Source organism: Acinetobacter sp. P1(2023), assembly GCF_028367635.1.
Taxonomy (GTDB): Bacteria; Pseudomonadota; Gammaproteobacteria; order Pseudomonadales; family Moraxellaceae; genus Acinetobacter; species Acinetobacter pittii_E.
On record NZ_JAQNDD010000006.1, the window covers coordinates 68,789 to 88,691 of the forward strand.

Below are 19,903 nucleotides of genomic sequence, written 5' to 3' on the forward strand. Positions count from 1 at the left end.
ACAAAAAAAGCCCCTAAGGGCTTTTAATGAGATATTTATTAGTATTGATTTTAGTGGTCTGACGCACCAGAAGCACCGATACCTGTCATTGAACGAACATATTGGGCATCGAATGCAGCACGTTCTCTTTTAGCACGTGCAGAGTTATCAGTCACCGAGAAGAACCAACAGCACAGGAATGATAATGGCATCGCAAATAATGCAGGGCCATTGAACGGGTTGATTGGTGTATCAGAGATTTTTAAGGTATCTACCCAAACTGCTTTAGACAGAATAATAAGTACCACTGCTGTTACAAGACCAACCACACCACCAATTACCGCACCACGAGTGGTTAAACCTTTCCAGAACATTGAAAGAACAAGGATTGGGAAGTTCGCACAACATGCCACAGAGAATGCTAAGCCCACCATGAACGCGACGTTTTGTTTTTCAAACAAGATACCCAAAATCATGGCAAAGATTGCTAAACCAAGTGTCGCAATTTTTGACATACGAAGTTCTGAAGCTGGAGTCGTTTGACCTTTTTTGAATACGTTAGCGTATAAGTCATGTGAGATTGCAGATGCACCTGAAAGTGTTAAACCAGCAACAACAGCAAGAATCGTTGCGAACGCTACTGCTGAAATGAAGCCCATGAATAAGTCACCGCCTAAAGCGTCACTTAAATGCACGGCTGCCATGTTATTACCACCAACAAGCTCAAGCTTGCCTGATACTGCCATTTTCGCAACATCAAGGAACTGTGGGTTGTTTGATACGAAAAGGATCGCACCGAAACCAATAATGAAAGTTAAAAGATAGAAGTAACCAATGAAACCTGTCGCAACAACAACCGATTTACGCGCTTCTTTTGCGTCTTTTACAGTGAAGAAACGCATAAGAATATGTGGAAGACCCGCTGTACCAAACATGAGTGCTAAGCCAAGAGACAATGCATCAATCGGGTTTGCGGCAAGTTTACCCGGACCCATAATTTTTGCAGCTTCTTCAAAGCTTACACTATGAACTTTACTGAATACTTCAATTGATTGAGTGAACATGTTGCTGAAGCTGAAACCAACTGCTTTCATCACCATGAATGCCATGAAAGTCGCACCACTAAGCAACATAACCGCTTTAATGATCTGTACCCATGTCGTTGCCAACATGCCACCAAAGATCACATATGCCATCATTAATAGACCAACGATCACAACAGCAATGTTGTAGTTCAAACCAAATAGTAATTTGATGAGTTGGCCCGCGCCTACCATTTGAGCGATCAAGTAGAATGCCACAACAACAAGTGAACTCAAGGCAGCTAAGGTACGGACCGGTTTTTCTTCGAGACGGAATGACACTACATCTGAAAGATTGTATTTACCGAGGTTACGTAAACGCTCTGCAACCAAGAATAAAACGATTGGCCAACCTACCATAAACCCAAGAGAATAAAGTAAGCCATCAAAACCCGAACTAAACACCATCGCGGAAATACCGAGGAAAGATGCAGCTGACATATAGTCACCGGCAATTGCCAATCCATTCTGGAAACCACTGATTCCGCCCCCTGCGGTATAGAAATCTTGTGCCGATTGGGTTTGTTTTGCCGCCCACTTGGTAATAAACAAAGTGAAACCAACAAAGATGACAAACATAATGATGGCATGCCAGTTAGTGGCTTGTTGCTCAGCTTCACCTAAGTCCGGGCTTGCCATAGCAACAGTTGAATATAGCGATGCTGCTGCCAATAAGGCTTTCGCTTTTAATGAATTCCATTTCATATTAGTGTAATCCTTTCTCATGCGTGATGGCTTCAACTTCCTTCAACGCTTCTTCACTCAACTGGTCAAGGGTATTGTTTGCGATATAGGAATACACGCCACACAGTAGGAAAGATAAAACGATAATTCCTAAGCCTAGTGGAATACCCCATGTCGTTACACCACCACTAAATGAACTCATCAAAAATTCTTTGTTGTAGCCAACAAGTAGCATAAAGCCCACATAAAGCACTAACATAATGATTGTGAGCGTCCAGCTTAATGCACTTTTTTTCTTGACCATTTTCTGAAACTTTGGATTGTGTAGAATCTTTTCTACTTGGCTTTGATCCATAACCAAACTCCTTGCCCTGTGCCCAACCTTGGCCACTTTTTTAATAGTAGTTTCTCATTATTCAAATTAGCAAAATTACGTGTAATTCGTAACTTAGACTTTGGTCGTTAAAATTTAATCAATTTATAGCTTTGTTTCTGCTTGGGGTATGATAGGCACAAGGTTTTAATCATGTAGGTCATATGAACAGCTGGCTGATTATTGGGGTACTCACTCTTTATATAGCACTCTTATTCATTTGTGCTTTTTTTGGCGAAAAGCATGCCAGCCGTTTAAGTACACGTGGCCGCATGTTCTTGTTCAGCTTAACCTTAGGTGTTTACTGTTCATCTTGGACTTTTTATGGCGCAACTGGGGCTGCCGTCCGAGAAGGTGTTATTTTCTTACCGATTTATTTAGGGCCACTATTATTTGTCTGGTTTGGTTATGACATTTGGCGACGTTTAGGCCGAGTGCGTCAGCATCACGCGATTTCATCAATTGCCGACTTCGTTGCTGCACGTTATGGCAAAAGTGGCGTCTTGGCTTCACTGGTTACGATCTTGGCAGTCATTGCGATTATTCCCTACCTTGCCCTTCAGTTACGTGCAATTGCCTTAAGTACATCCGTCATCTTGGAGCAAAATGCTCATATTCATACGACCACCAATAGCGTTTTGCTTTTAACCAGTGTCCTTGCGATCTTAGCTATGATTTTTGGTACAAGGCAAATTGCAAACACCGAACAGCATGGCGGCCTCATGTTAGCTGTCGCTTTTGAATCTTTTGTAAAATTATTCGCGCTGATTTGTGTCGCTTTATTTTTTATTTTTGAGGCACCCGCGAACTTAGTTCAAGTTACAGCCGACGTAAACCAAACCTTTCAGGAAGTTCAATTATTTGGGGTCCCTGAAACTTTTTGGATTCAGACATTATTGGCAGGACTAGCGATTATCTGTTTACCCCGTCAGTTCCATGTAGCTGTTGTTGAATTACGCGATGAAAAGCATATTCGCGGTGCACGTAAATGGTTTGCGGCTTATCTCATTTTAACGATTCTAGCTATTATCCCGATTGCAAGCTGGGCTTTACATGCAGCGCCAAAATTCTTAACAGTGCCCGATGTTGCAGTACTCTCATTACCATTGAGTTATAACCAAGAATGGTTAGCCCTATTGGCCTTTTTAGGCGGGTTCTCTGCATCCACCGGCATGTTACTGGTTTCATCTGTTGCCTTGTCTATCATGCTCAGTAACGACTTGATTATGCCTGCCCTGTGGCGGTTCAAGTTACTTTCGCGACACGACAAACACTTACCGAAAGTTCTTAAATTTAGTCGTCGTATTAGTATTGTCGCAGTAATGCTTCTTGGCTTTTTATTCTTCCATTTCTTTAATGATATTAATCAACTTTCAGTATTCGGTTTATTAGCATTTAGTGCGGTTGCCCAGTTTGCACCTGCTCTCATTGGCGGGTTGTATTGGCGAGGCGGAAGTCGCCAAGGTGTTTACGCTGGTCTTATTGTTGGATTCTTAATGTGGAGTTACACATTACTGTTTCCAACGATTTTACGTAGCTTGCCAGAGATCTATCAGGACACAGCTCAAAGTATTTTACTTTTTGGGCCTTTTGGAATTAATGCGTTACGTCCAGAGTCACTTTTTGGTTTTGAATCATTTGCTCCGCTTACACACGGCGTAATCTGGTCACTTGGTTTAAATATTGTTTTATATATCTGGATTTCTAAACTTTACCGCCCAAGTGTGGCAGAACAAATACAGGCAGAAAGCTTTTTCTATTATGAAACTAAGCCTTTGCCATCACCGCATACGTCTACCGATTTGACCTATTTACCACACGATGCTGCACGTTTAAAAGTAGGTGATCTGTTCGCCCTTGCTAAAAGAATTACAGGAGAGCAACCCACAACACAAGCGTTTGAGAACTTTTGTGAGCAAAATCATCTCACACTCAATCCAAATAGTATTGCCAATGGCATGTGGTGGCGATTCACCGAACAATATCTTGCAGGCATTATCGGGGCTGCTTCTGCACGTACGTTGCTGACGACAGCAATGATTAACAATGGTTTGGCATTAGGCCAAGTCGCCAATATTTTAGACCAAGCCTCACAATGGCAACGGTTTAATCAAAACTTACTCATGACCATGATTGATCACATGACCCAAGGGGTAAGTGTGGTCGATAAAAATATGTGTTTGGTGGCTTGGAACAACCAATATTTAAAATTGTTTGGCTACCCTAAAGATTTAGTCTATGTGGGTTGTCCAATTGCCGATCTGATTCGTTATAACGCTGAACGCGGCGAATGTGGCCCCGGTTCAGTCGAAGAGCATGTTCGTAAACGCTTACATTGGATGAAAGTCGGAAGTGCGCATGAATTTGAACGAATCCGTAAAGATGGACGCGTTATTCAAATGCGTGGTAATCCTATTTCAGGTGGAGGCTTCGTTACAACGTTTGCCGACATTACTGCTTTCCGTGCGAATGAGGCAATACTTGAAGCACGCGTAAAAGATCGAACACAACAACTTGCCGACGCCTTAAGCGAGCAACAGCTTGCACGCGAACAAGCCGATATGGCCAATATGTCGAAAAGCCGCTTTATTGCAGCGGCCAGTCATGACTTATTACAACCTATGCATGCTGCTCGTTTGTTTAGTACGGTTCTTGAACAAAGCATCGCAACTGAAGAAGATCGTCAAACTTTGCAGCAACTTGACCGTGCTCTGTATGGCGCAGAAAGTATGCTCTCTGCCCTACTCGATATTGCACGTTTGGAAGGCGGCACCATACAACCCAAAAGACAGCCTTATCCTTTACACGATTTATTAAGCGATCTTGAACTCCAGTTCAAATCAATTGCTGCACAGCGAAATATTTCATTAAAAGTTCATGATGTATCGTTCTGGATTGATACAGATCCACAGTGGATTCGACGCATTATTCAAAACTTTGTAAGTAATGCTTTGCGCTATACAGCCAAAGGCCGAGTGATTGTCGGTGTATTACGTTCAGCTCAAAAACCTGGTCATATTCGAATTGGTGTCTGGGATACAGGCCCCGGAATTGCCGAAGAGCAACGTATTAAACTATTTCAAGAATTCGAACGCTGTGGACATTTATCACCTTGGGGTGAGCAAGGTTTAGGTTTGGGACTTGCTATCGTGCAGCGTATGACTGGTTTGTTGAATTATCCGGTTCATGTCTACTCACAACTCGATAAAGGCTCTTGCTTTATGATTGAGGTTCCAGTGGTAGCAGCTCCAAAAATGGTCACTCCAACCGTACAAGCAGTGCCTTTAAAAACTAAAGCCTATCGAATTTTATGTTTAGACAATGATGAAACAATTCTTGAGGGCATGGGTAGCTTATTAGGTCGATGGGGCTACGAGGTCTTTAAAGCCACTGAACCCGAACAAGCATTTGAAATTATTCAAAAAGAAAATATTCAAGTCTGGCTTATCGATCAGCATTTAAATAACAACCAACTCGGTGTCGATTTTATTTTGCAAAATCGTCAACATGACGTTCCGGTTGCTCTGATTACAGCAGACTCCCATCCAGAGTTACCTCAACAATTGAAAGAACTGAATATCGTTTTACTTAAAAAACCGCTTAAACCGGCTTCTTTAAGAGCATGGCTATCGGGCCTTAAAATTGCCAGTGAAACAGATTAATTTTTTCTCTCCCAACGCCTTAATAAGTTTGGGAGAGATTTTTGGCAAAAATTATAGGTCTAATTTAAGCCAATAGGCAGAACTGCTCAAAAAGTCTACTTTTGCTTATTAAATAATTGGCCAAACTTTCCAATAGCTCTTTTTCTATGGCAAAGCCCACCTTTTTTGTAAGTGAACACTTGTATACTTAGTTACAATTTCATAAATAACTGTTTTTTAAAATTATAATTAGATAAAAACAACCATATACGACTTTAGTCGTATTCTACTTGCATTCTTCATGACACATAAATATTCAAAACCAATTTATTCGATGTACCGCTATTTTTTATAACCCATTTCTATATAAAGCACCCCTGCTCACGAATTAATGCAAAGGACAATTGCCATGAATATTTCTGATAACAGCCCACAAGGCCAACTTTCGTCTCAACAGTTTTATCGTCAATACAGTGCCAATGCTTTACTTCCTGAACTAGATTGGCAAAGTATTTTCCCTCACAGCAAACTCAATGAAGCACATATCAAAGCGTTAAATACAATTTATCAGTCTGCTGTCCCCCTCGCACTTAATGTATTCCACGACCTAAATTTTGATGTATTTGCACCTGCGGCTTACCATCCGCAAGGACTAGGCTTGTTTGATAAATTGGCACAACAAGAAGAAAATTTCTTAAAAGTTCTTAGTGCTGAAAGTGAAAATCTTGACCATGACACACGTCATCAAATCTGGAGCATGCTACTCCGTGGCGGTGCGGTTTTGGTTTTCAAAGCTTGGCTTGGCCATGTCAAACTCGGCGAGAATCAGTTAGATATGACTCAATTTGATGAATTATCTGATTTACTCTTTATTAAAACGCACCCCGATCAACTTGCTGAACGACTACATGTTGATGAAAAAGCAAAACTTGACCATATCTTCTTGATGTATGGCAATGATATTTTCTTGGATCGTTTCAACAGCCTAGAAACAGCTGCTCTGTTTGTTGATTTAGGTGTTTATGATGCAGCCTTCCTAAGCTTACGTGATGACCGTGTGGCTGAATATTTAAAAATGAAAGGCTATGTGACTCAAGAACAAATTGATGATTTGCAATGTGCACTTAACCCGTTGTACTGCGACAGCCTAACACCTAAGCAAGATTGCCTTGCTTAAATGACACCCATAAAAAAGACCTCAATCGAGGTCTTTTTTCTTTTTAGATTTTCTTATCTTCAATATTGAGTGCACTAATAGCCAATACGGCTTGTGTACGGTTTTGCACACCTAATTTTCTAAAGATAGCCGTTACGTGGGCTTTAATCGTTGCTTCTGAAACATCAAGCTCGTATGCAATCTGCTTATTTAACAAACCTTCCGCAACCATCATCAAAACACGGAATTGCTGAGGTGTTAGAGATTGAATACGTTCAGCTAAAGCAGTTTCATCTGCTGCTCTTGGGTCAAGGTTAAGATTAGATGGCAAGTTAGGTGGTAACCAGATATCACCTTCTAAGACTTGACGAATCGCTTCGCCAATATGACTTGGATGAGCCGACTTAGGAATATAACCCATCGCACCATGTGCAATTGCACGCTGAATGATTGAAGTTTCTTCATGTGCAGAAACAACAATAATCGGAATAGAGGGATACTGTGCTCTTACATAAACCAGAGCCGAAAAGCCTGAAGCACCCGGTAAATTTAAATCGAGTAATACTAGATCAGGTTCTGCCCCATTTTCCAAACGCTCATAAAACTCATCAACCGAGGCTGTTTCATGGATTTGTGCCTGTGGCAGGCTATAACGTACTGCTTGAATTAAAGCATGACGAAACAAAGGATGATCATCAACGATTAAAATATTCATAAGCGATTAAAGTAATCTTGAGCATAAGTATGGCCTATTGTAACCCTACTATTTAGATGAAAGATACGTTCATCTTATCCATTTTTATGCAAAATGTTGATAAATGTAGAACTTAGCCAAGATTTTCAGATGTTTTTTAACTTTTAATCAAAATTAATCTGTTTTTTATATAAGCTTCCTTTTTATTATAAAAAATATATCACCTATAATTATATACAATAAAAACAATAGCTTAATATAAAAATAAAGTATAAAAATCCACTATTTATCTTTTATATTTAAAACTGATAAGGTTGACCAATTTCGTTATTTTACAGTTTACCGTCGTTGTTGATTAATAAGTCTAATCTCTTGTTTTAGGCTTAGGAACCAAATTATGACTGGTATCACATCACCAAAACCTTTAAATATTGTTGCCGTTTCTGGTGGCTTAAATACCCCATCTAAAACGGAAAGTCTGGTTCAAGCCATTCTTGATGAGTTATCCGAAGCAATCGATATTAAAGTTCACTTCATTAAATTAAGCGAAATTGGACCTTTATTAGGAGGTGCATTTTATCGCAACCAACTTCCACAGCGCGTACAAGATGATCTTGCAGCAGTTGAAGCAGCAGATGCTTTAATTGTAGGTACACCTGTTTATCGTGCCTCTTTTACAGGTCTTTTCAAACATTTCTTCGATTTTGTTGAACAAACTGCATTGGTTGATGTACCTGTGCTTTTAGCGGCATCAGGCGGTAGTGATCGTCATGCGCTGGTACTCGAGCATCAACTTCGACCGTTATTTAGTTTCTTCCAAGCACAAACTTTACCGATTGGTGTATATGCGACCGATCGTGACTTTACTCCTGAATATACGGTGAAAAGCGAGCAATTATCAGATCGTATTACCTTAGCGGTAGCACGTGCATTGCCAATTTTAGAATGGGCACCAGCAAAAGGTAAACGTGCTGAGGTGGTTAAACCTAAATCACAGCAGGCAAATCAAGAGCTTGGTATTAACAAGCAAATTGAACAAGAAGAAGTATTACCTTCAGCGGCTGTACCAGATCTTGATGCGGCAGAGTCTCGTTTGCATCACAAGTCTGGCAAATCATTAACGCATGTTGCCTAAACGCAACAGAGCTAAATAAAAAGAACGAATGGGGAGAGCGAACCATGACGCAATTACAACAACCAATTAAATTTGCTTATTGGGTACCAAACGTAAGCGGTGGCCTTGTGGTGAGTAACATCGAACAGCGTACAGACTGGAGTTATGACTACAATGTTCGACTTGCACAGGCTGCCGAAAACAATGGTTTTGAATATGCGCTCACCCAAATTCGTTTTACGGCGGGGTACGGGGCAGAAAACCAACATGAATCTGTAAGTTTCAGTCATGCATTACTGGCAAAAACTGAAAAACTTAAAGTCATTGCGGCGATTCTGCCCGGCCCTTGGAAACCGGCACTTGCAGCCAAACAACTTGCAACGATTGATTATCTAACCGAAGGCCGTATTGCCATTAATGTGGTGAGTGGCTGGTTCAGAGGTGAGTTTGATGCCATTGGAGAAGAGTGGCCTGAGCATGACGAACGTTATGTTCGCTCTGAAGAATTTATTCGTACACTAAAAGGAATCTGGACCACAGATAACTACAGTTTCGATGGTAAATACTATCAGTTCCAAAACTACACACTTAAACCAAAACCTCTGCAAAAGCCTTATATCGAAGTTTTTCAAGGCGGTAGCTCACGTGCTGCACGTGACATGGCGTCTCGTGTATCTGATTGGTATTTTACTAATGGTAATACTGTCGAAGAAATTCAAAAACAAGTTGAAGACATTCGCACCAAAGCAAAAGCCAATAATCATCATGTCAAAATTGGGGTAAACGCTTTCATTATTGCCAGAGATACCGAAGAAGAAGCAAAAGCAGTACTTCACGAAATTATTGATAAAGCCAACACTGAAGCGGTCAATGCATTCGGCGATGCAACTCGCGAAGCGGGTGCGGCTTCCCCAGAGCAACAAGGTAACTGGGCAAAATCAAGTTTTGAAGATTTAGTGCAATATAACGATGGATTTAAAACCAATTTAATTGGTACACCACAGCAAATTGCAGAGCGGATTGTGGCGCTTAAAAATGTAGGCGTTGATTTGATTCTTTCAGGATTCTTACATTTTATTGAAGAGGTGGAATATTTTGGAGAAAAGGTTCTACCACTCGTTCGCCAGTTAGAACTTCAACAGGAAAAGGAAGTAGAAATTCAAGCTAAATCAGCCTAAAAACCCCAGTTAAAACAGCGCAAGATAATAAAAACAATAAATTAAAAATAAAGAATTTATTGGCTCCAAGACTCGGCTTGGAGCCTTTATTTTTTAAGATTTCTCAACTTCTCGAACCACAGTTTCAACTGAGTAACGGCACCATTTTGAAAGTTTCTCTATAAACTCATTTAATGCTGCATGTTCAAAATGGCTTACGATCATATAGCAAGCATTGCCCATGACTTTAAAACATTCATCGATTTGTTCATATTGCTTGACCAGATTTTCAATTTCTTCAAATGCGCGTTGTTCATTTAAATGCAAATGAATAAATTGTTTATGGGAATACTGCACGGCAATCGTGTAATTTTTAATGACCCCAGCATCCATCAACTGAGCAATTCGAGCACCCACTGCCTGCCCTGTCCGGTGCACGCGTTGCCCAATTTCTTTATTTGTGAGACGGGAATCTTGTTTAAGCAATGCAATAATTTTTAGATCGATCGGGTCTAATTCAATATTCATTTTTCATGGCGAAAGAAAACGGGCGGTAATGCTTTCATCTGACTATAGCCGATTTTTCAAGCAGAGAATAATCTTGTTGTATCTCATATCAACAAGAGTAATCTCATGAAACAAGCATTATTAGTTATCGATGTACAAAATGATTATTTTAAAAATGGCAAAATGGAATTGGTTGGGCCAGAGCAAGCGCTAGAAAAAATAAAGCAGCTTGAACAATATTTTAATGAGAAAAACTTGCCCATCATTTACGTACAACATATTAATCCGCCACAAGCGAGTTTCTTTCAAGAAAATACTAACGGTGTTTTACTTCATCATGAACTTAGTACTCATGATGAGTCATTGATCGTGACAAAGCATTATCCAAACAGTTTTTTAGAAACCAATTTAGATGAACTTTTAAAAGCACATCAAATTGAGCAACTCGTTATTACAGGCATGATGACACACATGTGTATTGATTCAGGTACACGTGCAGCCAAAGAACTTGGTTATCAACCGATCTTAATTGCAGATGCAACCGCAACTCGCGATTTAAGCCATGACGGAAAAACTGTAAAAGCTGAAGACGTACAAACCGCTTTTTTAACTGCGCTGAGTACATTTGCAAATGTACAAAATACTGCTGACTTTTTAGGAAAGCCTTAAATAAAGCCCAATAAAAAAGCCCCTATCGGGGCTTTTTTATTAAAACGTTATTTTTGTCTATCGGGATAAACCGTGGCGATTAACTGATCCACCACTGCTGGTTCAGCCAAGGTAGAAGTATCACCTAAACTATCTAATTCATTTGCTGCAATTTTTCTTAAAATACGGCGCATGATTTTACCCGAACGAGTTTTAGGTAATGCTGGTGCCCAGTGTAATGCGTCAGGTGAAGCTACTGGCCCAAGCACTTTACGGACCCAGCTAATTAACTCTTTACGTAGTTCTTCCGACTCTGGAACGCCTGCTTGCAAAGTCACAAAAGTACAAATACCCTGCCCTTTAATATCATGTGGCATTCCTACTACAGCAGCTTCGGCCACGGCTTCATGTGATACCAAAGCACTTTCAATTTCAGCAGTACCTAGACGGTGACCCGAAACGTTTAAGACATCATCAACACGACCTGTAATCCAGTAATAGCCATCTTCATCACGGCGAGCACCATCACCCGTAAAATACGTATTTTTAAAGGTCGAGAAGTAAGCTTCAATAAAGCGGTCCGGATCACCCCAAATAGTGCGCATCTGGCCTGGCCATGAATCTTTAATCACCAGATTACCTTCAACCGCACCTTCTAGTTCATTGCCCTCACCATCGACAATAGCGGGTTGAATTCCAAATAAAGGACGTGTTGCAGAACCTGGTTTTAGAGCTGTTGCACCTGGTAATGGGGCAATCAAAATACCGCCTGTTTCGGTTTGCCACCATGTATCAACAATCGGGCAGCGACCTTCGCCAACTACGTTGTAATACCAGTTCCAAGCCTCGGGGTTAATAGGTTCACCCACTGAACCGAGTAAACGTAAGCTGCTACGGTTACTTTCACGTACAAACGAATCACCTTCTCGCATCATTGCGCGAATTGCGGTTGGCGCTGTATATAAAATCGAGACTTTGTGTTTATCGACTACGTGACCAAGACGCGCCCACGTTGGGTATTGAGGCACCCCTTCAAACATTAAGGTCGTAGTACCATTTGCTAGTGGTCCATAAATGAGATAACTGTGACCTGTAATCCAGCCTACATCGGCTGTACACCAGTACACATCATCCTGTTTTAAATCAAAAACTTCTTTAAAGGTACTAGCCACATACACCAGATAGCCGCCGGTAGTATGCAAGACACCTTTAGGTTTACCAGTCGAACCTGAGGTATAAAGAATGAATAATGGGTCTTCTGCCTTCATCGGTTCTGGAGGACAGTTGGCATCTACTTCCATAATAATAAGGTGATACCACAAATCACGACCCGGCTTCATTTCGATCGGGTTGGCATTACGGTAAACCACAACGACATTTTCAACGCACTCTGTGCCCGGCAATGCTAAAGCCAAATCGACGTTTTCCTTAAGTGGTAAGAGTTTACCGGCACGTAGACTTGAGTCTGCAGTAATCACCAATTTAGCTTGACTATCTTCAATCCGACTTGCTAAAGAGTCTGGCGAGAACCCGCCAAACACGACACAGTGAACAGCACCAATACGGGCACAGGCTAACATGGCAATTGCGGCCTCAGTGACCATCGGCATATACAGTACAACACGGTCGCCTTTACCAATGCCATATTTCTTCAAAACGTTAGCAAAGCGGCAGACTTCGTCGTGTAATTCTTTATAAGAAACGATTTTATGACGAGAAGGATGGTCACCTTCCCAAATAATTGCAGGTTTATGTGGATGTTCTTTAAGATGCCTGTCTAGGCAGTTTGCTGATACGTTCAACTCACCATCAGCAAACCATTCAATTTTGAAATTGTCTTTGTCAAAACTCGTATTTTTAACTTGGGTAAATGGCTTTATCCAATCGACAATTTTAGCTTGCTCTGCCCAGAATTCATCTGGGTTCTCGATAGAGTGTTGATAACGTTTAAAGTAGTCTGCTTCAACAGTACGAGCTGTCTTTTTAAATTCCTCTGGTACTGGATAGATCTCATTCATACGCAACTTCCTTGATCTTGTGCATCCCATCTCGAGACTGTGGCTATTATTTTACTGGATCTTATTTGTATGCCTTTTCAGTATGATGACTGTTTCAAAGCCTAGACAATGCGACTTTGGTCATATATTAACCACTTACTCAAGCATACGAAATTATGAACATTTTTATAAAATTAAGTTGATTTAAAACATTTGTCTATAGCTTTTACTTTTATAATTTTTTCAAGATTTGATGGTTTTGATCATCAACAAAGATTATTTTGTCTCTCATATGCAACCCAGGAATAAAATAATATGTTTGCCCAAACTAGCTCTTCACGCCCACCACAACTCCCTTTAAAAGATAGTCCGTTTTCAATTCATGGGCGCTTTAATCGCATGAGCTATTTAGGCGGTTATGGGCTGATTTATTTAGTCACTCTCGTGGGCTATTTCATTTTGGCTTCATTTCTTGGAAGTTTTCAGCTTTCAAGCAATCTATTTAATTTTGAGTTTTATAGCTCTCTTTCTGGTGTTAGTGCCTTGATCGTCTGGGCTTTTTGGCTATTTCTGATTTATTTAAATATTGTTCTCGTTGTTCGACGTTTGCACGATCTAAATAAAAGTGGCTGGATGGGTTTGCTATTATTCATTCCAGTGGTTCAGTTCTTTTTTATGATTTATTTACTGCTTGCATCAGGTACAGCGGGCCCCAACGAATATGGTCCAGCTCGACCATCCACATTTATAGAAAAACTTATGGCTTGGTTTATTTTATTGGCTATTTTAATTAGCCTTATTTCTACCGCAGGCTTTTTTTACTACTTCTCTGGTACCGATACTATAGAAACTCCGTCACAAATCTTACAAAAAGGAACGGAATACTTTTAATTAAAAAACACTTTATTATTTAGATGAACTCATTATAGTAGGCGCACATTTTATCTCCTACTATAATGAAAGCCGATCATCGCTTTCATCATTTTTTTAAATAGAGACTTGTCGTGGCTGATGAACAAAACTCCTTAACGGATGTTGCAAAAAATACAGGCGAACTTTTGCAAGAAGCAGGTACTAAAACCACACAAACGGTTTTAGCTCATACTGAAAAGTATCATGATGCCTATACCACTATTGATAAAATCGTGGATAGCTTCTGGGAGCGTGTGCCTTATATTTGTATTGCGATTATCGTCTTCGTTATTTTTTGGCTACTCACCAAATTATTTAAATTCTTTGTTCGTAAAACCTTAGAAAATCGCTCTTACACGCGCCAAAATCTGGTACTTGTTTTAAACCGTGTCGGTAGTACAACAATTTTATTTTTTGGATTTTTAATTGCACTCGTCATCATGATTCCAGGGTTTACGCCGGGACAACTCATGAGTGCACTTGGGATTGGTTCGGTTGCAATTGGTTTCGCATTTAAAGATATTTTTCAAAACCTGCTCTCAGGTATTTTGATTTTATTAAGTGAACCATTCCGTATCGGCGATTCAATCGTGGTGAATTCACTTGAAGGAACTGTTGAAGATATTCAAATTCGTGCAACATTCTTACGCTCACCAGATGGACGCCGTATCGTTATTCCAAATGCCACTGTTTATACGAGTGCATTAACTGTAAATACAGCTTATCAACAACGACGCTGCGAGTTTGTAGTCGGAATTGGATATGATGACGACGAACAAAAAGCCAAGCAGATCATTTTAGATATTCTTAATAATGACCGAAATGTACTCAGTCAACCGGCTTTCTCGGTTAACGTTACAGCTTTGGCAGATTTCTCGGTTAACCTGACTGTACGTTGGTGGGTTGATACCACTGAAACAGATATGTCGTCATCTATCAGTACAATTCAAGCTCAAGTAAAACAAGCTTTCAATGACAACGACATTAATATTCCTTACCCAATTCAGGAATTAAAAATGGCTTCAAACCAGCCACTTTTAACCCCAGAAACATCAAGTAAAGAGACGACCTAAAATATAAGAAATAGACGTTTCAGTTCTTAAAATACGGTTGCCTAAGCTCACAGCTTGGCAGCCGTTTTTTGTGAGTAAATCAACTTCATAGGGAATAAAGCCACCTTCAGGTCCCACGATTACGCTACACGCATGTGGAATATTGAATGGCATACTTTGCTCGGCATAAGGGTGAGCCACATAAGCGGGGCTTTCCTTTGAAATTAAGCTCGGTACAACATCTTCAACAAAGGGTTTAAAGCGTTTGTATAGTTGAATTTCAGGAACAATGGTATCGCCTGCTTGCTCAAGTCCTAAAGTTACATAGTTATCGAGTTGTTGTAAAAATGGCGTTTGCCAATAGCTTTTATCTACACGATAACTATGAATCAAACTAATTCTTTCAACCCCCAAAGTCACACTGTCCACAATTAAACGGCGTAAAACTTTGGGCCTTGGTAAAGCTACGATTAAATGAACTGGAAGTTTTGCAGGTATAGCTTCTTTAGTAATAGGCCGTATACAAACTTCTTGCTCGTTAATCGACATAATTTCGGTGATATAACGCGCCCCATTACGAATGCCAACTTTTAGATTTTGGCCGACTGTAATATCAAGATGTTCATGTAAATGCTCTAATTGGCGCTTTGAACGGATTGACCATAACTCTGACTGAACATCTTCAGGTTCTAGCAAAACGATATTCATGATTTTTCGGCCAAATACCGATTAATTACGCCAATATGTTTCTGTAATGAACCTTGGTTACGCTGCAAGACTTTATGCGCCTGCTCAACCACTTGTTGAGTCTGATCAGGTTCAGCTAAACATGCCATCCAGATTGCTACGACTTGCTCAGCATCTTGGGCAATGAGCACCCCATTCTCATCGATGAATTCATCAACAATCGTTTGGAAATTAAAGTAACGAGGTCCGATTACGGTCGGCACATTTAAAACCATAGGCTCTAAAATATTATGCCCACCACCCGGTTCATTAAGCGATCCACCCACGAAACACACCTGACTTAAGGCGTACCATAACCAAAGTTCACCCATGCTATCCGCCAGATAAACCTGTGTACTGGCATGAATACTATGATTCATACTTCTACGATGAGTGACTAAATCTAAGTTTTGGGAAATTTCAAAGACTTCGTCGAAACGTTCAGGATGTCGAGGTACGACAATACAAACTAAATCTGGATCTGACTTTAAATAAGGTGCAAGCGCTTCTAAAATTTGTTGTTCTTCGGGTGCATGTGTACTGGCAATTGTCAGGACTTTACGCTGTCCCAAATACCATTGTTGTTGTAGTTGCTCAGCCTGATTTATAAAAGCTTCGGGTGCATGAATATCAAATTTAATATTTCCAACCACCTGACTTTTTTGTTGATCTAAGCCAAGCTCGACATAGCGTTGGCGAGTTGCATTATCTTGTGCCAATACCCAGTCAATTTGTTTCAGCATTCCTGCCGTTAGACCTGAAACGCGACTATAACCTTTAGCTGATTTTTCTGATAATCGCGCATTTAATAATAAACAAGGAACCTGTTGTAATTTGGCTTGATCAATTAAATTTGGCCAAAGCTCAGTTTCAACCAATGCTAAAAGTTTTGGCTGGTACAACTCAAAAAATTGTTTTAAAAGATGTTTTTGGTCAACAGGCAAATAAACTGCTTGAAATAAATCTAAATAAGGCGCTTTTAAAAATAATGATTTGGCACGTGCCTGTCCTGTTTTCGTTGTGTTGGTCACTAATACAGGCTGGCCAAGTTTAAGATAATGCTCGATTAAAGGCTGTGCAGCATTGGTTTCTCCAACCGAAACAGCATGGAACCAAATTGCTCTCACATTTTTCGGAGTTTCAAACGGCCCAAATCTTTCCAGACATTCCTGATGATATAATTCCTGGCTTTCTGCACGTTTTTTTATCCGCCAGTGGTAAAAAGGTTTTAATAAATGTAGTGCGGTGTTGTACCAAAAAGGGGTCGCCAAGCGGTTTGCCTCAAATCATCAAAGTTTTAGACTGGGGAAAATATAACATAGATAGAAAAAATGGCAGAGTTTCGATACCTAAACTCTACCATTACAAGAAAAGCGATTTACTGAATTCAGAAATGGACGAAGTCAGCAAAACATCATTTCAAAGAATCTTATGAAGCTTCTAGTGTTGGATAGTCTGTATAACCTTCAGCACCTTTCGCATATAAAGTTGTTGGTTGAAGTTCGTTTAATGGTAAGCCTTGTTCTAAACGCTGTAAAAGATCTGGGTTGGCAATATATGCCTTACCAAAAGATACAGCATCTGCCTGACCTTCACGCAAGATACGTTTTGCTGAATCTGGTGTTAGGTTCTCATTGGCAATCCATACACCATTAAATTTTTCGCGGAGTTTAGGACTAATACTGTCAGCAGCTTCATATTCACGAGAGAAAATGAAAGCTACATTACGTTGGTTAAGCTGTTCAACCACATAACCAAAAGTTGCTAACGGGTTTTCATCGCCCATATCATGTGAATCACCACGCGGTGCAATATGTACACCTACTCGGCCAGCGCCCCACACTTCAATAAATGCATCAACGACTTCTAATAATAAACGTGCACGGTTTTCAACAGGACCACCGTATTCGTCATCACGTTGGTTGGTATTACTTTGAAGGAACTGGTCAATTAAGTAACCATTTGCAGCGTGTAACTCAACACCATCAAAACCAGCTGCTTTAGCTAATTCTGCTGAATGTTTATATTGAGCGACCACCTCTTTCACTTCTTCTAATGAAAGCGCACGCGGTTTTACATACGGGCGTTTAGGGCGTAATAGGCTCACTTCACCCGCAGGTTGAATCGCGCTTGGCGCAACAGGAATATCACCATCTAAAAGCTCAGGATGCGAAATACGGCCTACATGCCAAAGTTGAACTACAATTTTAGAATCTTGAGCATGAACAGCCTCAATAATTTTATTCCAAGCTTGTGCTTGCTCTTCTGACCATAACCCCGGGGTATCTGCATAACCCACAGTTTTTGAACCAATTACTGTTGCTTCAGTCAAAATTAGACCAGCATTTGCACGTTGTTGATAGTATTCAACCATTAAATCATTCGGTACTCGGCTTTCACCACTACGCGCACGCGTTAATGGAGCCATGACCAATCGATTCTTGATTTCAAAATCACCAATCGTTAAAGGAGTATTGAGTTCAGCCATAATCGCCTCGACTTACACTTTTAATAATTTAAAGTGTTTGTTTTAAATGTTCGATATATTGCTGAATCAAAGCTTCGTTACGTGAAAAATAAGACCATTGACCATATTTTTGGACCTGAATAAGCCCCGCCTGTTGTAATACAGACAAATGATTAGACATCGTAGACTGAGCTACTTTACCCAAGCGTTCAATATGACCTGCGCAAACACCCTTCTCAAAACTACCACCACATTCTTCAATCGGTAAATATTGTGCAGGTTCTTTTAACCATTGCAAAATTTGCCGGCGAAGAGGATTGGAAAGGGCTTTGCTAATTGCATCAATATCCATAGGCTCAACACGTCTTTTAAACGAACAAAGCTTTGTTCAGCATTTCGAAAATATAATATCGCATTTTTCCGATATTCATATCTATTTTTTTCGATATTCATATCGTATTTTTTCGATTAACATTCGAAGACTGAACTGCTTTGCCGTTTTAATCGCTAAAAATCCAAGAGTTCTACATATTCATAGATGAACTGTATTTAAACCAAAAGTTCAGCAGACTCTTATAAACCTTGCTTTAAACTCGCTTCGATAAAACGATCAAGGTCACCATCAAGAACAGCACCTGTATTAGAGTTTTCTACACCTGTGCGTAAATCTTTAATACGAGAATCATCTAATACATATGAACGAATTTGGCTTCCCCAACCAATATCAGACTTCGAGTCTTCTAGAGCTTGAGCCGCTTCATTACGTTTTTGCATTTCTAATTCATACAAACGCGCACGTAACTGTTTCCATGCGTGGTCACGGTTAGCATGTTGCGAACGTTGGTTCTGACACGCCACCACAATACCTGTTGGAATGTGAGTCAAACGTACAGCAGAGTCGGTTTTGTTAATATGCTGACCACCTGCACCCGATGCACGGTAGGTATCAGTACGAACATCAGAAGGATTAATATCAATTTCAATATTGTCATCAACTTCTGGTGAAATAAATACCGCAGAGAATGAAGTATGACGGCGGTTACCACTATCAAATGGTGATTTACGGACTAAACGGTGTACGCCTGACTCTGTGCGTAACCAACCGTAGGCATATTCACCTTCAACACGAATCGTTGCTGATTTAATACCAGCGACATCGCCATCAGACACTTCCATAAGTTCTGCTTTAAAGCCATGACGTTCAATCCAGCGCATATACATACGTAATAGCATAGATGCCCAATCTTGTGCTTCGGTACCACCTGAACCTGATTGAATCTCTACATAACAAGGATTCGGGTCCATAGGGTTGCTAAACATACGACGGAATTCAAGTTTAGCCAGTTCATCTTCAGCCGCACCAAGCTCTGATTGAACATCCTCAAGCAAGCTCTCATCGTCAGCTTCTACAGCCAAATCCAACATCGCTTTTGCATCGTCAAGCTGTGTAGATAAGCCATCCAATACATTAATAACGTTTTCTAGTTCGCCCTTTTCTTTCGCCATTGCCTGAGCACGGCTTTGATCGTTCCAGATCGCAGGATCTTCTAACTCACGTAAAACTTCTTCTAAACGTTCTTTTTTCAGATCGTAGTCAAAGATACCCCCGTAGTGTTTGGCTACGATCAGTTAAGTCTTTCAATTGGTTTAGATAAGGATTAATTTCCACGCGAGTGTTCCCATAAAAGCAGATAAACAGTCAATTATTTTAGCA

Annotated in this window: 17 protein-coding genes; 7 read left to right on the forward strand and 10 right to left on the reverse strand. The window is 40.3% G+C overall.

The window, feature by feature from the left end; genetic code table 11:
- Positions 1-50: 50 nt before the first annotated feature.
- Positions 51-1,766 (reverse strand): cation acetate symporter, encoded by a 1,716-nt coding sequence (locus tag POD11_RS10790; protein ID WP_262457171.1) that lies wholly within the window; start codon positions 1,764-1,766, stop codon positions 51-53.
- A 1-nt stretch (position 1,767) separates the two neighbouring features.
- Positions 1,768-2,100 carry a DUF485 domain-containing protein gene (locus tag POD11_RS10795; RefSeq protein WP_016142785.1) on the reverse strand — a complete coding sequence of 111 codons (333 nt, stop codon included), beginning with the start codon at positions 2,098-2,100 and terminating at the stop codon, positions 1,768-1,770.
- A gap of 182 nt (positions 2,101-2,282) precedes the next feature.
- Between POD11_RS10795 and POD11_RS10800 the strand changes: the two genes are divergently transcribed.
- Positions 2,283-5,780, forward strand: a complete 3,498-nt coding sequence (locus POD11_RS10800; RefSeq protein ID WP_262457172.1) for a hybrid sensor histidine kinase/response regulator — start codon at positions 2,283-2,285, stop codon at positions 5,778-5,780.
- 388 nt (positions 5,781-6,168) lie between these two features.
- Positions 6,169-6,936, forward strand: a complete 768-nt coding sequence (locus POD11_RS10805; protein ID WP_032054486.1) for a hypothetical protein — start codon at positions 6,169-6,171, stop codon at positions 6,934-6,936.
- A gap of 43 nt (positions 6,937-6,979) precedes the next feature.
- Here the strand turns inward: POD11_RS10805 and POD11_RS10810 are convergent, their stop codons facing one another.
- Positions 6,980-7,630: a response regulator gene (locus POD11_RS10810; protein WP_002122041.1), complete on the reverse strand. Its 651-nt coding sequence runs from the start codon at positions 7,628-7,630 to the stop codon at positions 6,980-6,982.
- 376 nt (positions 7,631-8,006) lie between these two features.
- On the opposite strand from POD11_RS10810, the gene msuE reads away from it, so the two are divergent.
- Both msuE and sfnG read left to right on the forward strand, forming a co-directional pair.
- Entirely contained in the window at positions 8,007-8,744 is a 738-nt protein-coding gene (gene msuE, locus POD11_RS10815) for an FMN reductase (RefSeq protein WP_016142782.1), read from the forward strand.
- Positions 8,745-8,788: 44 nt separating this feature from the next.
- A complete protein-coding gene (gene sfnG / locus POD11_RS10820; protein ID WP_163118796.1) occupies positions 8,789-9,901 on the forward strand; it encodes a dimethylsulfone monooxygenase SfnG in 1,113 nt (370 codons plus the stop codon).
- Positions 9,902-9,994: 93 nt separating this feature from the next.
- On the opposite strand, the gene POD11_RS10825 is transcribed toward sfnG, so the two are convergent.
- The gene (locus tag POD11_RS10825; protein ID WP_262457173.1) at positions 9,995-10,408 is read right to left on the reverse strand and encodes an Lrp/AsnC family transcriptional regulator; all 414 of its coding nucleotides are present in this window, start codon (positions 10,406-10,408) and stop codon (positions 9,995-9,997) included.
- A gap of 105 nt (positions 10,409-10,513) precedes the next feature.
- Between POD11_RS10825 and POD11_RS10830 the strand changes: the two genes are divergently transcribed.
- Positions 10,514-11,056, forward strand: coding sequence for a cysteine hydrolase family protein (locus POD11_RS10830; protein WP_262457174.1), 543 nt, complete (start codon positions 10,514-10,516; stop codon positions 11,054-11,056).
- A 47-nt stretch (positions 11,057-11,103) separates the two neighbouring features.
- Here POD11_RS10830 and acs read toward each other — a convergent pair whose 3' ends face one another.
- Entirely contained in the window at positions 11,104-13,053 is a 1,950-nt protein-coding gene (acs, locus tag POD11_RS10835; protein WP_016142778.1) for an acetate--CoA ligase, read from the reverse strand.
- 294 nt (positions 13,054-13,347) lie between these two features.
- Between acs and POD11_RS10840 the strand changes: the two genes are divergently transcribed.
- Together POD11_RS10840 and POD11_RS10845 are read left to right on the forward strand one after the other, a co-directional pair.
- Positions 13,348-13,923, forward strand: a complete 576-nt coding sequence (locus POD11_RS10840) for a DUF805 domain-containing protein (protein ID WP_224992156.1) — start codon at positions 13,348-13,350, stop codon at positions 13,921-13,923.
- A 113-nt stretch (positions 13,924-14,036) separates the two neighbouring features.
- Positions 14,037-15,017 carry a mechanosensitive ion channel family protein gene (locus tag POD11_RS10845; protein WP_262457175.1) on the forward strand — a complete coding sequence of 327 codons (981 nt, stop codon included), beginning with the start codon at positions 14,037-14,039 and terminating at the stop codon, positions 15,015-15,017.
- On the opposite strand, the gene POD11_RS10850 is transcribed toward POD11_RS10845, so the two are convergent.
- The 5 genes from POD11_RS10850 to prfB all read right to left on the reverse strand — a co-directional run bounded on the left by POD11_RS10850 (position 14,997) and on the right by prfB (position 19,858).
- Positions 14,997-15,704, reverse strand: coding sequence for a 16S rRNA (uracil(1498)-N(3))-methyltransferase (locus tag POD11_RS10850; RefSeq protein WP_262457176.1), 708 nt, complete (start codon positions 15,702-15,704; stop codon positions 14,997-14,999). The genes POD11_RS10845 and POD11_RS10850 overlap by 21 nt on opposite strands.
- Positions 15,701-16,993: a 3-deoxy-D-manno-octulosonic acid transferase gene (locus POD11_RS10855; protein WP_262457177.1), complete on the reverse strand. Its 1,293-nt coding sequence runs from the start codon at positions 16,991-16,993 to the stop codon at positions 15,701-15,703. Before POD11_RS10855 ends, POD11_RS10850 begins: the two co-directional genes overlap by 4 nt.
- 158 nt (positions 16,994-17,151) lie before the next feature.
- Complete coding sequence (locus POD11_RS10860) at positions 17,152-18,210, reverse strand: alkene reductase (protein ID WP_262457178.1); 1,059 nt, start codon at positions 18,208-18,210, stop codon at positions 17,152-17,154.
- Between the two features lie 28 nt (positions 18,211-18,238).
- Positions 18,239-18,541 carry an ArsR/SmtB family transcription factor gene (locus POD11_RS10865; protein WP_262457179.1) on the reverse strand — a complete coding sequence of 101 codons (303 nt, stop codon included), beginning with the start codon at positions 18,539-18,541 and terminating at the stop codon, positions 18,239-18,241.
- 221 nt (positions 18,542-18,762) lie between these two features.
- Positions 18,763-19,858 (reverse strand): peptide chain release factor 2 gene (gene prfB, locus POD11_RS10870; protein WP_155237660.1). Its coding sequence is split into 2 segments (ribosomal slippage): positions 18,763-19,785 and positions 19,787-19,858, totalling 1,095 coding nucleotides; the frame shifts between segments, so codons are not numbered across the junction.
- Positions 19,859-19,903 lie beyond the last annotated feature (45 nt).

What these genes read in the sequence shown, in the direction of transcription:
- POD11_RS10790 (WP_262457171.1), bottom strand. Translation starts at nt 1,766, where the DNA reads ATGAAATGGAATTCATTAAAAGCGAAAGCCTTATTGGCAGCAGCATCG.
- POD11_RS10795 (WP_016142785.1), bottom strand. Translation starts at nt 2,100, where the DNA reads ATGGATCAAAGCCAAGTAGAAAAGATTCTACACAATCCAAAGTTTCAG.
- POD11_RS10800 (WP_262457172.1), top strand. Translation starts at nt 2,283, where the DNA reads ATGAACAGCTGGCTGATTATTGGGGTACTCACTCTTTATATAGCACTC.
- POD11_RS10805 (WP_032054486.1), top strand. Translation starts at nt 6,169, where the DNA reads ATGAATATTTCTGATAACAGCCCACAAGGCCAACTTTCGTCTCAACAG.
- POD11_RS10810 (WP_002122041.1), bottom strand. Translation starts at nt 7,630, where the DNA reads ATGAATATTTTAATCGTTGATGATCATCCTTTGTTTCGTCATGCTTTA.
- msuE (WP_016142782.1), top strand. Translation starts at nt 8,007, where the DNA reads ATGACTGGTATCACATCACCAAAACCTTTAAATATTGTTGCCGTTTCT.
- sfnG (WP_163118796.1), top strand. Translation starts at nt 8,789, where the DNA reads ATGACGCAATTACAACAACCAATTAAATTTGCTTATTGGGTACCAAAC.
- POD11_RS10825 (WP_262457173.1), bottom strand. Translation starts at nt 10,408, where the DNA reads ATGAATATTGAATTAGACCCGATCGATCTAAAAATTATTGCATTGCTT.
- POD11_RS10830 (WP_262457174.1), top strand. Translation starts at nt 10,514, where the DNA reads ATGAAACAAGCATTATTAGTTATCGATGTACAAAATGATTATTTTAAA.
- acs (WP_016142778.1), bottom strand. Translation starts at nt 13,053, where the DNA reads ATGAATGAGATCTATCCAGTACCAGAGGAATTTAAAAAGACAGCTCGT.
- POD11_RS10840 (WP_224992156.1), top strand. Translation starts at nt 13,348, where the DNA reads ATGTTTGCCCAAACTAGCTCTTCACGCCCACCACAACTCCCTTTAAAA.
- POD11_RS10850 (WP_262457176.1), bottom strand. Translation starts at nt 15,704, where the DNA reads ATGAATATCGTTTTGCTAGAACCTGAAGATGTTCAGTCAGAGTTATGG.
- POD11_RS10860 (WP_262457178.1), bottom strand. Translation starts at nt 18,210, where the DNA reads ATGGCTGAACTCAATACTCCTTTAACGATTGGTGATTTTGAAATCAAG.
- POD11_RS10865 (WP_262457179.1), bottom strand. Translation starts at nt 18,541, where the DNA reads ATGGATATTGATGCAATTAGCAAAGCCCTTTCCAATCCTCTTCGCCGG.